11 protein-coding genes are annotated in these 14,050 nt (G+C 69.4%); 1 reads left to right on the forward strand and 10 read right to left on the reverse strand.

The annotated features are described in order from the left end of the window. Position 1: 1 nt before the first annotated feature. Positions 2-796, reverse strand: coding sequence for an IclR family transcriptional regulator C-terminal domain-containing protein (locus AB0M88_RS09705; protein WP_364098123.1), 795 nt, complete (start codon positions 794-796; stop codon positions 2-4). A 154-nt stretch (positions 797-950) separates the two neighbouring features. On the opposite strand from AB0M88_RS09705, the gene AB0M88_RS09710 reads away from it, so the two are divergent. Beyond that, positions 951-2,153 carry an MFS transporter gene (locus AB0M88_RS09710; protein ID WP_364098127.1) on the forward strand — a complete coding sequence of 401 codons (1,203 nt, stop codon included), beginning with the start codon at positions 951-953 and terminating at the stop codon, positions 2,151-2,153. Here the strand turns inward: AB0M88_RS09710 and AB0M88_RS09715 are convergent. The 9 genes from AB0M88_RS09715 to AB0M88_RS09755 form a co-directional block, all read right to left on the reverse strand. Continuing rightward, on the reverse strand, positions 2,131-3,129 hold the full coding sequence (locus AB0M88_RS09715; RefSeq protein WP_364098416.1) for a polyprenyl synthetase family protein: 999 nt from the start codon (positions 3,127-3,129) through the stop codon (positions 2,131-2,133). The two genes, AB0M88_RS09710 and AB0M88_RS09715, sit on opposite strands and share 23 nt — an antisense overlap. 369 nt (positions 3,130-3,498) lie before the next feature. Beyond that, positions 3,499-5,031, reverse strand: coding sequence for an NADH-quinone oxidoreductase subunit NuoN (gene nuoN, locus AB0M88_RS09720; RefSeq protein WP_364098130.1), 1,533 nt, complete (start codon positions 5,029-5,031; stop codon positions 3,499-3,501). Between the two features lie 2 nt (positions 5,032-5,033). Next, on the reverse strand, positions 5,034-6,572 hold the full coding sequence (locus AB0M88_RS09725) for an NADH-quinone oxidoreductase subunit M (RefSeq protein ID WP_364098133.1): 1,539 nt from the start codon (positions 6,570-6,572) through the stop codon (positions 5,034-5,036). Beyond that, the gene (gene nuoL, locus AB0M88_RS09730) at positions 6,569-8,494 is read right to left on the reverse strand and encodes an NADH-quinone oxidoreductase subunit L (protein ID WP_364098136.1); all 1,926 of its coding nucleotides are present in this window, start codon (positions 8,492-8,494) and stop codon (positions 6,569-6,571) included. Before nuoL ends, AB0M88_RS09725 begins: the two co-directional genes overlap by 4 nt. A 12-nt stretch (positions 8,495-8,506) precedes the next feature. Then, the gene (nuoK, locus tag AB0M88_RS09735) at positions 8,507-8,806 is read right to left on the reverse strand and encodes an NADH-quinone oxidoreductase subunit NuoK (RefSeq protein WP_364098139.1); all 300 of its coding nucleotides are present in this window, start codon (positions 8,804-8,806) and stop codon (positions 8,507-8,509) included. After that, on the reverse strand, positions 8,803-9,555 hold the full coding sequence (locus tag AB0M88_RS09740; RefSeq protein WP_364098142.1) for an NADH-quinone oxidoreductase subunit J: 753 nt from the start codon (positions 9,553-9,555) through the stop codon (positions 8,803-8,805). The genes nuoK and AB0M88_RS09740 overlap by 4 nt, the downstream gene beginning before the upstream one ends. Beyond that, a complete protein-coding gene (nuoI, locus tag AB0M88_RS09745; RefSeq protein ID WP_364098145.1) occupies positions 9,552-10,208 on the reverse strand; it encodes an NADH-quinone oxidoreductase subunit NuoI in 657 nt (218 codons plus the stop codon). Before nuoI ends, AB0M88_RS09740 begins: the two co-directional genes overlap by 4 nt. 1 nt (position 10,209) lies before the next feature. Continuing rightward, positions 10,210-11,559, reverse strand: a complete 1,350-nt coding sequence (nuoH, locus tag AB0M88_RS09750; RefSeq protein WP_364098418.1) for an NADH-quinone oxidoreductase subunit NuoH — start codon at positions 11,557-11,559, stop codon at positions 10,210-10,212. 11 nt (positions 11,560-11,570) lie between these two features. After that, positions 11,571-14,048 (reverse strand): NADH-quinone oxidoreductase subunit G, encoded by a 2,478-nt coding sequence (locus AB0M88_RS09755; RefSeq protein ID WP_364098148.1) that lies wholly within the window; start codon positions 14,046-14,048, stop codon positions 11,571-11,573. Positions 14,049-14,050 lie beyond the last annotated feature (2 nt).

Consider the following 14,050-nt stretch of genomic DNA (forward strand, 5'->3'; position numbering starts at 1 on the left):
GTCAGGCAGTGGCGGACTCTCCGGCCGACAGGGCTTCGGCGACGTTGCGGGCGGCGGCGGTCAGTTTCGCCCGGACGACTCGGGCGGAAGTGAGCATTTCGGCGGCCGGCATCGAGCAGGCGAGCACGAGGCGGCGCTCGATGTCGCGATCGGCGATCACCACCACCGCGGCACAGGCGATGCCCTGCTTGAACTGGCCCATCTCGAGCTGCATGCCGCGCCGCTCCCCGGCGGCCAGGTCGGCCTCGATGGCCTCGGCCGTGGTCAGCGTCGCCGGGGTGAACGCGCGCATGCCGTAGTCGCGCAGGTAGCGCGCCCGCTGATCGGGCGTGAGCGTCGCGAGCAGCGCCTTGCCGAGCGCGGTCGCGTGGCTGCCCTCGTCGAAGCCGGGGGCGATGTCGTCGGCGAACGGCGACCGGGCGCCCTCGGCCGATGCGGTGACCGCGATGCGGCCGCCGACGAACCGGCCGAGATAGTGGCTGTAGCCGGTGTCGACCGCGGCCCGCCGCAGCGCCTCGCCGACCGTCGGCGGTCCGCGGAAGGCGGAGACCAGCTCGCGATAGCGATCGGCGATCTCCAGTCCGACGATGTACGTGCCGTCCTCGCGGCGAATCACGTAGCCCTCGTAGGCCAGGGTGCGCACGAGGTGGTACGTCGTCGCCACGGTCAGCTCGCACCGCCGAGCTATCTGCTTCACGGTGAGTCCGCGCGGAGCCCGGCCGACTGACTCGAGCACGCGCAGGGCGCGTGACACGCTCCGGATCAGATCCGACGGTTCCGCCAGGGGGTCGCGCACAGCTACCTCCGACGCCAGGGACTTACACCATATGAATAATCTTCCTCGGACGGAATGCCAAAAAGGATGTGGATCACGATCGATTTACACCGGCCGTGTGGTTGTCGGCACTCCGTGCGTCTGGATGCATCCTGCAGGGCATAGGCTTCGGGCGATGTCGGACGTCGTTGAAACCGTTGCCACCAGCAGAAATCCGGTTCGGGTCGCCGCCGGCGCGCTGACCACCACGGTCGCGGTCTCGGTGCCGGTGTTTCTCGTGGGCGGGCTGGCCGTCCAGATCAGCGACGAGCTTCGGCTTTCACCGGCCGGGCTGGGTCTGGCGGTCTCGGCGTACTTCGGGGCAAGCGCGCTTGCCTCGGTGCCCGCCGGGGCCCTGGTCGAACGGTTCGGGGCGGTCCGCGTCTCGCGCGCCGGCATCCTGCTCGCGGCGGCGTCGCTGGTGATGATCGCGGTCGCCGCGCGTGCACTGTGGAGTCTCGTCGCGATCCTGGTGCTCGGGGCGGCGGCCAACGCGATGGGCCAACTGTCGAGCAACGTCGCGCTCTCCCAGTACGTACCGGCCCGGCGGCAGGGGCTGTCGTTCGGCGTGAAGCAGGCGGCGATCCCGGTGTGCACGCTGCTGGCCGGCGTCGCGGTGCCGACCGTCGCGCTGACGCTGGGCTGGCGCTGGGCGTTCGTGCTGGCCGGAGTGCTCGCGGCCGGCGCCGTGCTGCTGGTGCCCGCGGGCGGCCGGAAAAGCCATCCGGAGAAGGGCCGCGCCACCGGCGCCCTCGTCGTCATCGCGATCGGCGCGACCCTGGCCGCCGGCTCGGCCAACGCGCTCGGCACGTTCCTGGTCGACTCGGCGGTAGCAAGGGGTATCGCGCCCGGAGCGGCCGGCCTGTCACTCACCCTCGGTAGCGCGGTCTGCGTCGCGGCTCGTGTTCTCACCGGGTGGCGGGCCGACAAGCACCCGGGCGGACAACTCGGCGTCGTCGCCGCGCTGCTCGCCTGCGGGGCGGCCGGGCTCCTCCTGCTCGCCACGCCCGGCCTGGTGCCACTGATCGTCGGCGTGGTGCTCGGCTTCGGGCTCGGCTGGAGCTGGGCCGGCCTGGTCAACTTCGCCGTGGTTCGGATGCATCCGCAGGCGCCGGCCGCCGCCACCTCGATCACCCAGACCGGAATCTATGCCGGCGGATGCGTCGGCCCGCTCGGCCTGGGCGCCCTGGCCACGGCCGCTGGCTATCCGGCGATGTGGATCGTCGCGGCGATGGCGATGCTGGGCGCGGCCGCTCTGATGCTCCTGGGAAGCCGGCTGCTCAGCTCGTCCGATCCGCTCAGCTCGTCCGATCCGCTCAGCTCGTCCGATCCGCGATGAAGTCGCAGAGCGCCTCCATCGCGCGCTTCGGCTCCCCGGCCGGCAGCGGCGCCAGCTGGGCCCGCGCCTCCTCGGCATAGGTGCGCACGGTCTCGCGCGCCCGCTTCATCGCCGCCGACTCACGCAGCAGCGTCAGCGCCTCGGCGTGCAGGCCGTCGTCGGTGATCGGCCCGGCCGCCAGCAGCTCCCGCAGCCGCACCGCCGAGGCGTCGGTGTCGTCGCCGGCCAGCGCATAGAGCACCGGCAGCGTCGGCACGCCCTCGCGCAGGTCGGTGCCCGGGGTCTTGCCCGACTGGACACTCTCCGACGCGATGTCGAGCAGGTCGTCGGAGAGCTGGAACGCGATGCCCATCGTCTCGCCATAGCCCGCGAGCGCCTCGACCACCTCGCGCGGCGCCCCCGAGAAAAGCCCGCCGAACCGCGCCGACGTCGCGATCAGCGATCCGGTCTTCTCGGTGATGACGTGCAGATAGTGCTCGATCGGGTCGGTGTCGCGCGGCCCGACGGTCTCGGCGATCTGCCCGTGCACGAGCCGCGCGAAGGTGCGCGCCTGCAGACGCACGGCCTCCGGGCCGAGCGATGCCGCGATGTCGGCCGCCCGGGCGAACAGGTAGTCGCCGACCAGGATCGCCACCGAGTTGCCCCAGCGCGAATTGGCGCTCGGCGCACCCCGCCGGACCGTCGCCTCATCCATGACGTCGTCGTGGTAGAGCGTCGCCAGGTGGGTCAGCTCGACGACGTTGGCGGCCGCGACGATCTCGGGCGCGGCCGGGTCACCGAACTGCGCCCCGAGGGCCACGAGCAGCGGCCGGAACCGTTTGCCGCCCGCATCGACGAGATGCCGCGCGGCCTCGGCCACCAACGGATCGGCGCTGGCCACATTTGCCCGCAGCGCCTCCTCCACGGCGGCCAGCGTCGCCGACACCGACGCGTCGACCGCGGGGTCGATGTCGAGGCCGAGCGACGAAAGCGTCATGTCACCGGTGCTCACCACGCTCTTCACGATGCCACATGGGCGGGACAGTTTTGGTACCAGGGCCCTCGGTAGCAAGATCAAAGTCAAATGCCGACAAACGTACGGGCGGGGCTTCGTCCCGTTTCGTCAGTGCGAGCCGGGTGCGGCGAGGGCCCTCTGCGCCCGTTCCGGGCGGGCCCGGTGGTACATGCCGGACATGTCCCGTGCGCTTGGTCTCTTCTGTTCCACGACCGCTACGCAGCGCCATCGACATAGAAAATGATCACTGTTCGTAGCGAAGTTCGTCTAACTCTCTGATCACATCCGGACACCCGGTTTCGGAAACGGAGAAGCCCCGGCCGCGAACGGCCGGGGCTTCTCGCGCAAGAGCTAGCGGACGAACGAAGCGGCGTTCTGAGTCAGGTCGAGCAGCGGGCCCGGGGCGACGCCCAGCCCCACGGTCACGATCACGCCGACGGTCAGGGCCGCCGTTGTGAGGAAGCCCGGGATCGACACGGTCGGGGTGGACTCGCCGGGCTCGGAGAGCCACAGCATCACGACGACCCGCAGGTACGGGAAGGCGATCAGCATGCTGGAGATCACACCGAAGATGACGAGCCAGGTCTGCCCGCCCTCCCAGGCCGCGCCGAAGACCGCGAACTTGCTGGTGAAGCCGCTGGTCAGTGGGATACCGGCGAAGGCCAGCAGGATGAACGTGAAGACCGCGGCGAACAGCGGGCTCTTCTTGCCCAGGCCGGCCCACCGCGAGAGGTGGGTGGCCTCGCCCTCGGCGTCGCGCACCAGCGTGACGATGGCGAACGCCGCGAGGACCGAGAAGCCGTACGCGACCAGGTAGAACATCGTGCTGCTCAGGCCCTCTTTGTTGAGCGCCAGCGCACCGACCAGCAGGTAGCCGGCGTTGGTGATCGAGGAGTAGGCGAGCAGGCGCTTCATGTCGGTCTGGGTGACCGCCAGGACGGCGCCGACCAGCATCGTCAACACCGCGATCACGCCCAGCACCGGCTGGAAGTCCCAGCGCACGCCGTCGAACGCGACGTACAGGATTCGGAGCAGGGCACCGAACGCGGCCGTCTTGGTGCAGGCCGCCATCAGAGCCGTGATCGGAGTCGGGGCACCCTGGTAGACGTCCGGGGTCCAGACGTGGAACGGGGCCAGCGCGCTCTTGAAGAGCAGGCCGATCGCGACCATGGCCAGACCGGCGTACAGCAGCACCTGGCTGCGCTGCGGGTCGGCGACCGCGGCGTGCACCTGGGAGAGCTGGACCCCGCCCGCGAAGCCGTAGATCAGGGCGGCGCCGAACAGGAAGAACGCCGACGCGTACGAGCCGAGCAGGAAGTATTTGAGTGCCGCCTCCTGGCTGAGCAGGCGACGCCGGCGGGCGAGCGCGCACAGCAGGTAGAGCGGCAGCGAGAAGACCTCGAGCGCGACGAACATGGTCAGCAGGTCGTTGGCCGCCACGAACAGCAGCATGCCGCCGAGCGCGAACATGGTCAGCGGGTAGACCTCGGTGCCACCCGGCTGGTCGCCGGCCTGCTGTAGGTCCTTCTGCGAGCCGACGGTCAGCGCGGCCTGCGCGACGAACGGGCCGCCGCGCTCGAGCTTGCGCTCGCCGATCAGCATGACCGAGACGGCGCCCAGCACGAGCAGGGCACCCTGCAGGAACAGCGTCGGGCCGTCCACCGCGACCGCGCCGCCGATCGTGAGCTTGTGCGTGTTGTGCTCGGCGATCACCACGACGAACGAGGCGGCGATCGCGAGCAGCGACAGGGTCAGCTGGAAGGCGTGGCGCATCCGGCGGGGCGTCAGGGCCTCCACGAGTACGCCGACGCACGCCACCCCGAAGAGGATCAACATGGGCGCGAGTGCGCCGTAGTCGATCGCGGGAAGGTGAAGGTCCTGCATGGCTAGCGAGCCACCTTTCCGTTCGCGACTGCCGACGGGCCCGGGTCGGTCGTGCCGACATCGTGCATGGTCGCCTGGACCGCCGGGTTGATCACATCAGTGACCGGCTTGGGATAGAAGCCGAGCAGCAGCAGCAGCAGGATCAGTGGCGCGACCACGACCTTCTCCCGCAGCGTGATGTCCCGGCTCATGGCCGGCACCTCGGCCAGGGCCGGGTTCGGCGTGCCCTGGGTGGTCCGCTGGACCATCCACAGCACGTACGCGGCGGCCAGGATGATGCCGGCGGTCGCGATGACGGCGTACACCGAGTGCACCGTGAACGTGCCGATCAGCACCAGGAACTCGCTGATGAACGGCGCCGTGCCGGGCAGCGCGAGCGACGCGAGACCGGCGAACAACAGCACGCCGGCCATGACCGGCATCGCCTTGCCGGCACCGCCGAAGTCGCTCACCAGGTTGGAGCCGCGGCGGGCCACCAGCATGCCGACCACGATGAACAGCAGGCCGGTCGCCAGGCCGTGGTTGACCATGTAGAGGACCGAGCCGGTGCCGCCCTGCGTGGTGAAGGCGAAGATGCCGATGCCGATGAAGCCGAAGTGCGCGATCGACGTGTACGACACCAGGCGCTTCAGGTCGTTCTGGCCGATCGCCAGCAGAGCCGCGTAGAGGATGCCGATCACCGCGAGCACCAGGGCGGCCGGCGCGAACCAGCGCGACGCCTCGGGGAACAGCGGCAGGCAGTACCGCAGGATGCCGAAGGTGCCGACCTTGTCCATCACGCCGACCAGCAGAGCCGCGGCCCCGGCGGGAGCGGCGCCACCGGCATCCGGCAGCCAGGTGTGGAACGGGAAGAACGGCGCCTTGATCGCGAACGCCACGAAGAAGCCGAGGAACAGCCAGCGAGCGGTGTTCTGGTCGATCTGCGAGGCCGAGGCGAGCAGGTGGTTGAAGTCGAACGTGTGGCCGCCGACCACCCACAGCCCGATCACGGCGGCCAGCATGAACAGGCCGCCGACCAGGCTGTAGAGGAAGAACTTCACCGCGGCGTACTGGCGGCGCTGGCCACCGAACGAACCGATGATGAAGTACATCGGGATGAGCATGACCTCGAAGAACACGTAGAACAGGAAGATGTCGGCGGCCGAGAAGACGCCGATCATCGTGAACTCGAAGGCCAGCAGCAGCGCGAAGTAGGTCGGGGCCGAACGGTTCGACTGGTCCACGTCGTGCCAGGACGCCAGGATGACGACCGGCATCAGGATCGCGATCAGCATCAGCATGACCAGCGCGATGCCGTCGGCGGCGAACGTGAACCGGGCGTCCCAGGTCGGGATCCAGGCGTACGACTCGCGGAACTGGAACCGGTCGCCACCGATCTTGAAGGCGATCCACATGACGATGCTCAACACCAGCACGGCCAGCGACCAGACGAGCGCGACCCGTTTGGCGAGCTCACCCTTGCTGCGTGGGATCGCCGCCACCACGATCGCGCCCACCAGCGGCAGGAGCGTCAGGATGGAAAGGAACGGAAAGTTGTTCACGCCAACCACCCAAGCTGGATCGCGAGGAAGGCGCCGACCACGAGCACGGCGCCGGTGAGCATCGAGAGGGCGTACGAGCGGACGAAGCCCGTCTGCAGACGGCGGATCCGGCCGGAGCTGCCTCCGACGCCGGCGGCGATGCCGTTGACCAGGCCGTCGATGCCCTTGTTGTCGAGGTAGACCAGCGCCCGGGTCAGGTAGATGCCGGGCCGCTCGAACACCGCCTCGTTGAACGCGTCGGTGTAGAGGTTGCGCCGGGCCGCGGTGACCGCGACGCCCGCCGGCTGCGGTTCGAGCGCCGTGCCCTTGCGGAACATGGCCCAGGCGATGAGCGCGCCGATGACTGCGAACGCGACCCCGAGGATGCTGATCACCGTGGTCGGCATGACCGCGTCGTGCTCGGCCGCGTCGCCGGTGACCGGCGTGAGCCAGTCCTGGAAGCCGCCGAAGTGGAGCAGGCCACCGGCCACGATCGAGCCGAGCGCCAGCAGCACCAGCGGGACCGTCATGATCGCCGGCGACTCGTGCGGGTGCTTGTTGTCCTCGGTGTAACGCTCCGGACCGTGGAAGGTCAGGACGAACAACCGGGTCATGTAGAAGGCGGTCAGCCCGGCACCGATCAGCGCGGCCCAGCCGAACAGCCAGGACGTCCAGTCGCCGCGCTCGAACGCCGCCTCGATGATCGGGTCCTTGGAGAAGAAGCCGGACAGCGGCGGGATACCGATGATCGCGAGCCAGCCCATCATGAAGGTGAGCCAGGTCCACCTCATGTATTTGCGCAGGCCGCCGAACCGCCGGATGTCGACCTGGTCGTTCATGGCGTGCATGACCGAACCGGCGCCGAGGAACATGTTGGCCTTGAAGAAGCCGTGCGCCAGCAGGTGGATGATCGCCAGCGCGTACGCCCCGCCGCCGAGCCCGACGCCGAGGAACATGTAGCCGATCTGGCTGACCGTCGACCAGGCCAGGACCCGCTTGATGTCGTCCTTGGCCGCGCCGATGATGCAGCCCATCAGCAGCGTGAGCGCGCCGACGCTGACCACGATCGTCTGCAGGCTGTGGTTGGCCGAGAAGATGTGGTTGGAGCGGGCGATCAGGTAGACGCCCGCGGTCACCATCGTCGCGGCGTGGATGAGGGCCGAGACCGGGGTCGGGCCCTCCATCGCGTCCGGCAGCCAGGCCTGCAGCGGGAACTGGCCGGACTTACCGGCCGCGCCGAGCAGCAGCAGGATGCCGAGGATCAGCACGGTCGCCGAGGAGAGCGAGCCGACCCCGTTGAAGACGTCCGAGTATTGCGTGCTGCCGAGCTTGGCGAACATCAGGAAGATGCCGATGGCCAGGCCGGCGTCGCCGACCCGGTTCATCAGGAACGCCTTCTTGCCGGCCGTCGCCGCCGACGGGCGGTAGACGTAGAAGGAGATCAGCAGGTACGACGCGAGACCCACGCCTTCCCAGCCGAAGTACAGCATCACGTAGTTGTTGCCGAGAACCAGCAGCAACATCGCCGCGACGAAGAGGTTGAAGTAGGCGAAGAACTTGCGGCGTCCCGGGTCGTGCGCCATGTAGCCGACGGCGTACAGGTGGATCAACGAGCCGACGCCCGTGATCAGCAGGACGAAGACGCCGGACAGCGGGTCGAACAGCATGCCGAAGTCGACATGCAGCCCACCGACCGCGATGAATTTCCACATGCTCAGTTCGGCCGAGCGGTGACTGGCGTCCAGTCCGCGCAGGCTGAAGAAGAAGATCAGCCCGAGCACGAACGAGGCGGCCACGGAGAGGACACCGAGCCAGTGTCCCCACTTGTCAGCCCGCTTGCCGAGGAGCAGCAGAATCGCGGCGCTGGCCAGCGGAATGGCCACCAACAGCCAAATTCCGCTCAGCGCCCCCGTCGCGTGGGCGAACTCCACTGTCTGTTCCACGTGAAGGCCCCTTTAGTACTTGAGGAGGTTCGCGTCGTCGACGCTCGCCGAGCGTCGCGTACGGAAGATCGACATGATGATGGCGAGGCCCACCACGACCTCGGCTGCCGCGACGACCATCACGAAGAACGAGATGATCTGGCCGTCCAGGCTGCCGTTGATGCGGCTGAAGGTGACAAAGGCCAGGTTCGCGGCGTTCAGCATCAGCTCGATGCACATGAACAGCACGATCGCGTTGCGGCGGACCAGCACCCCGGCCGCGCCGATGGTGAACAGAATGGCCGCCAGGACCAGGTAGTAGTCGGGTGTCATTTCTTCTCGGTTCCCTTCGGAGCCGCCTCAGAGGCGCTGAGCTCACGCACCGGCAGGATGGGCGAGATGCTGCGCTCGGAGCCGTTGCCGTCCGGCAGCTTGGCCGGCGCGGCGACCGACATCGTGTTGGCGTAGACGCCGGGGCCGGGCTTGGCGCCCGGGTAGTTTCCGGGCCGGAAGCGCTCGGTCATCCGGGTCACCTGGTCGGCGATCTCGCCCTTGGCCCGCTCGACGTGGGCCATGATCATCGCGCCGACCGCCGCCGTGATGAGCAGGGCCGAGGTGACCTCGAAGGCGAAGACGTACTTGGTGAACAGGAGCGCGGCCAGGCCCTGCACATTGCCGCCGTGCACCCCGTTCGCCTGGGCGAGCCCGGTCCAGGCCTCGTGGCCCAGCGAGCGGGCAAGGCCGGTCCCGACCAGGATCGCGAAGCCGACGCCGAGGACGATCGCGGCGACCCGCTGCCCGCGGAGCGTCTCGATCAGCGAGTCCGACGCGTCCCGGCCGACCAGCATCAGCACGAACAGGAACAGCATCATGATCGCGCCGGTGTAGACGATGATCTGCACCGCGCCGAGGAACGGGGCCGAGTTGACCACGTAGAGGAAGCCCAGGCAGAGCATCGTCAGCACGAGCCAGAGCGCGGAGTGCACGGCGTTGCGGGCGAAGACCATGCCCAGCGCGCCGATCACCGCGATCGAGCCGAGGATCCAGAAGGCGAACTGTTCGCCGGTGCCGATGTGGGTCATCGGGCGACCTCCTTGGGCTGATCGCCCGCGTCGGCCCGGCGGGCGGTGCCGGCCGTCTCAGCCCGGTCGGCGTGCCGCTCCGGGTCGGCGGCGTCGTGGGTGCCGGCCTCGGACCACGGCGCGCGCTCGGCCCCGACCGAGGTTCCCGGGTTGGTGAGCGCGCCGATGTAGTAGTCCTTGTCGGTGTCGCCCAGCCGCATCGGGTGCGGAGGCTGCTCCATGCCGGGCAGCAGCGGCGCCAGGAGCTCCTTCTTGGTGAAGATGAGGTCCTGGCGGCTGTCGCGGGCCAGTTCGTATTCGTTGCTCATGGTCAGCGAGCGGGTCGGACAGGCCTCGATGCACAGTCCGCAGAAGATGCACCGCGCGTAGTTGATCTGGTAGATGCTCGCGTAACGCTCACCGGGCGAGAATCGCTCCTCGTCGGTGTTGTCGCCGCCCTCGACGTAGATCGCGTCGGCCGGGCAGGCCCAGGCGCACAGCTCGCAGCCGATGCACTTCTCCAGCCCGTCCGGGTGGCGGTTGAGGATGTGCCGACCGTGGTAGCGCGGCGCCGGGGTCGGCGGCGTGAACGGGTAGTCGGTGGTGATGACCTTGCGGAACATGTGCGCGAAGGTGACCCCGAAACCCTTGAAGGATCCGGTGAACGTGCCCACGTCACACCTCCTTTTCGCTGTCGACGCCGACCGTGGCGGGGGCCCGCTCGGCCACCGCGCGGCGGGCCCGCGGGCTCGGGGGTACCTGGAGATCGATCGGCGGCACCGGGAAACTGCCCGGTGGCCGGCTGGCCACCTGTTCCTCGACCGAGAGCTGGCGTGGCTTGCGGGCGGCCGGCCAGAGCATGGCGATCAGCAGCACCACGACGACGATGCCGCCGACGGAGAGCCACTTGGTGCGGTCCGAGAACTCGTTGTTGGCAAGCTTCACGTACGACAGGAAGAGGATCCACACCAGGTTGACCGGGATGAGGACCTTCCAGCCGAACCGCATGAACTGGTCGTAGCGCATCCGGGGGAGCGTGGCCCGCAGCCAGATGAAGCCGAACAGCAGGATCAGCACCTTGGCGAAGAACCAGATCAGGCCGAACCAGCCGGTGTTAGCGCCGTGCCAGATCGCGGTGATCGGCCAGGGCGCCCGCCAGCCGCCGAGGAACAGCGTGGTGGCGAAGGCCGAGACGGTGATCATGTTGATGTATTCGGCGAGGAAGAACATCGCGAACTTGAACGACGAGTATTCGGTGTGGAAGCCACCGACCAGCTCGGACTCGGCCTCGGGGAGGTCGAACGGGGCCCGGTTGGTCTCGCCGACCGCCGAGATGCAGTAGATGACGAAGCTCGGGAGCAGCAGAACCGCGTACCAGGCCGGGGCGTGCCAGGTGACGCCCGCGAAGTGGAACGGGTTGCCCTGCGCCTGCGCCTCGACGATCTGCGAGGTGCTCATCGTGCCCGCGGTCATGAAGACCGCCACGATCGACAGGCCCATCGCGACCTCGTACGAGATCATCTGCGCGCTCGACCGCAGACCACCCAGCAGCGGGTAGGTCGAGCCGGACGCCCAGCCGGCCAGCACCACGCCGTAGACGCTCAGCGAGGAACAGGCCAGCAGCACCAGCACCGAGACCGGCACGTCGGTGAGCTGCAGCGCCGTGTGGTAGTGCCCGAAGCTGACCACCCCGCCGAACGGGATCACCGAGAAGGCGGTGAAGGCGGTCGTACACGAGATCACCGGCGCGATGAAGTAGATCACCTTGTCGGCGGTCTTCGGGATGATCTCCTCTTTGAACGGCAGCTTCAGGCCGTCGGTGAGGCTCTGGAACCAGCCCTTCGGACCGACCTGGTTGGGGCCCGGCCGGACCGCCATCCGGGCCACGACCTTGCGCTCGTAGTTGATCGTGAACAGGGTCAGCAGCAGCAGGATCACGAAGACCGCGACCAGCTTGATGAGCGTGACCCACCAGTAGTCGTTCTCAAATGTCTGCAGCGTGGGGTCGAGAGCCCCAGCCACGATCATCTGCTGGTTCATGCGTTTGCCCCCTGGGCGAGGATCGGGCCGGACTTGCCGGCCGTCAGCCGGACGACCGCACCCGAGGTGACGCCGAGACTGCGGCGCAGCGTCGACCCCGGCGAGTTGGTGGGAAGCCACACCACCTGCGGGGGCAGGTCGGTGATCGCGGCCGGCAGGGTGATGCCGCCCCGGTCGGTGCTGACCGTGACCGCTTCGCCGTCGGCGACACCCAGCGACTCGGCGAGGTCCTTGCCGATGCGCACCAGCGGAGGCCGGGCCGTGCCGGCCAGCACCGCGTCGCCGTCGAGCAGCGAACCCTCGTCGACCAGGTGGTGCCAGGTGGCGAGAACGGCCTCGCCGGCACCCGGCTTCGGCAGCGCGCCGGCGGTGACGCTCGGCGTGGAGACGCGGCCCGAGTTGCTGGCCGGCATCGCGCCGAGCTCGCGGCGGATGGCCATCACGTCGCCGGTGCCCAGCGTCACTTCCATGAGAGCGGCGACCGCCTCGAGGGCGCGGCCGTCGGTCATCGCCGAGGTCGGCAGCACGACGTCGAAGGACCGCAGCCGGCCCTCCCAGTCCATGAACGTGCCCGACTTCTCGGCCGCCGGGGCGATCGGCAGCACGACGTCGGCCCGCCGGGTCACCGCGCTGGCGCGCAGCTCCAGGCTGAGCACGAAGCCCACGTTGTCGAGCGCCTGCTCGGCCTGCCGCGGGTCGGCCAGGTCGGCCGGGTCGACACCGGCGACCACCAGGCCGCCGAGCGTGCGGTCGGCCGCCGCCCGGACGATCGCGTCGGTGCTGCGGCCGGCCGCGCTGGGCAGCGTGCCCGTCTCGACCCCCCAGGCCAGCGAGATCTCGGCCCGGGCGGCCGGGTCGGAGACCGGACGGCCGCCGGGAAGCAGGTTGGGCAGGCAGCCCGCGTCGACCGCGCCGCGGTCGCCGGCCCGGCGGGGCACCCACGCGAGGCGGGCGCCGGTGCGGGCGGCCAGGGCGGCGGCGGCCGAGAGACCACCGGGCACCTCGGCCAGACGCTCGCCGACGATCAGCAGCGAGCCGGGGGCGCTGAGCGCGGCGGCCACCACCGGGTCACCGGCCAGCAGCCCGGCCTCGTCGCCGGGCGCGGCCGCGACCAGGGTCGCGTTGAGCTTGCCGAAGCCCCGGGTGAGGAACGGCGCGACGGCGGTGACCTTCAGCTTCTTGTTGCGGTTGCCCTTGCGCAGGCGGAGGAAGAGGATCGGGCACTCCTCCTCGGGCTCGAGCCCGACGACGACCGCGCTGGGCGCGTTTTCCACATCGTCGTAGGTGACGTCGGAGACCCCGGCCACGTTGGACGCGAGGAAGTCGGTCTCCTCGGCGCTCAGCGGACGGGCCCGGAAGTCGATGTCGTTGGTGCCGAGCGCGACCCGGGCGAACTTCGCGTACGCGTACGCGTCCTCAACCGTGAGCCGACCGCCGGTGAGCACTCCGACGCCGCCGGCGGCCTTGGCCGCCTTGAGGCCCTCGGCCGCCGCGAGCAGTGCCTCGCTCCAGGAGGCCTCGCGCAGCTCGCCGGTGACCGCGTCGCGGACCTGCGGGTTGAGGATGCGGTCGTCGGCGGTGGTGTAGCGGAAGCCCCACCGGCCCTTGTCGCAGTTCCACTCCTCGTTGACCGCCGCGTCGTCGCCGGCCAGGCGGCGCAGGACCTTGCCGCGGCGGTGGTCGGCCCGCATCGAGCAGCCGGCCGCGCAGTGCTCGCACGCGGTCGGCGACGACACGAGGTCGAACGGCCGGGCGCGGAAGCGGTATTGCTCGCCGGTGAGCGCGCCCACCGGGCAGATCTGGATCGTGTTGCCGGAGAAGTACGAGTTGAAGGCGACGTCGCCCTCGCCGTCACCGGCCTGCCCGTCACCGGTGCCGCGACCGCCGAAGAAGTCGTCCCGGTAGACGTTGATCTGCTCGCCCGACGACCGGTCCATCAGGTCGATGAACTTGTCGCCCGCGATCTCCTCGGAGAACCGGGTGCAGCGCTGGCACAGGATGCAGCGCTCGCGGTCGAGCAGCACCTGGCTGGAGATGTGGATCGGCTTCTCGTATTCGCGCTTGTGCTCGTGGAAGCGGGAGTCGACCCGGCCGTTGGACATCGCCTGGTTCTGCAGCGGGCACTCGCCGCCCTTGTCGCAGGTCGGGCAGTCGAGCGGGTGGTTGGCCAGCAGCAGCTCCATCACACCGTGCTGGGCCTTGTCGGCCACCTCGGAGGTGCGCTGCGTGTGGACGACCATGCCCTCGGCAACCGCCTGCGTGCACGAGGCGACCGGCTTGCGCTGGCCCTCGATCTCGACCAGGCACTGGCGGCAGGCGCCGGCCGGGGCGAGAAGAGGGTGGTCGCAGAACCGCGGGATCGCGATGCCCATCCGCTCGGCGACCCGGATGACCAGCTCGCCCTTCTCGGCGACGACCTCGACCCCGTCGATCGTGAGCGTGACAGTATCTGTCCGCTTGGCTACGTCGGTCATTG

The organism is Actinoplanes sp. NPDC051411 (assembly GCF_040682075.1).
In the GTDB taxonomy this organism is placed as follows: Bacteria; Actinomycetota; Actinomycetes; order Mycobacteriales; family Micromonosporaceae; genus Actinoplanes.

Excerpts from the sequence above, each read along its gene's own strand:
- AB0M88_RS09710 (WP_364098127.1), top strand. The coding sequence starts at position 951 with ATGTCGGACGTCGTTGAAACCGTTGCCACCAGCAGAAATCCGGTTCGG.
- AB0M88_RS09715 (WP_364098416.1), bottom strand. The coding sequence starts at position 3,129 with ATGACGCTTTCGTCGCTCGGCCTCGACATCGACCCCGCGGTCGACGCG.
- nuoN (WP_364098130.1), bottom strand. The coding sequence starts at position 5,031 with ATGCAGGACCTTCACCTTCCCGCGATCGACTACGGCGCACTCGCGCCC.
- nuoK (WP_364098139.1), bottom strand. The coding sequence starts at position 8,806 with ATGACACCCGACTACTACCTGGTCCTGGCGGCCATTCTGTTCACCATC.
- AB0M88_RS09740 (WP_364098142.1), bottom strand. The coding sequence starts at position 9,555 with ATGACCCACATCGGCACCGGCGAACAGTTCGCCTTCTGGATCCTCGGC.
- AB0M88_RS09755 (WP_364098148.1), bottom strand. The coding sequence starts at position 14,048 with ATGACCGACGTAGCCAAGCGGACAGATACTGTCACGCTCACGATCGAC.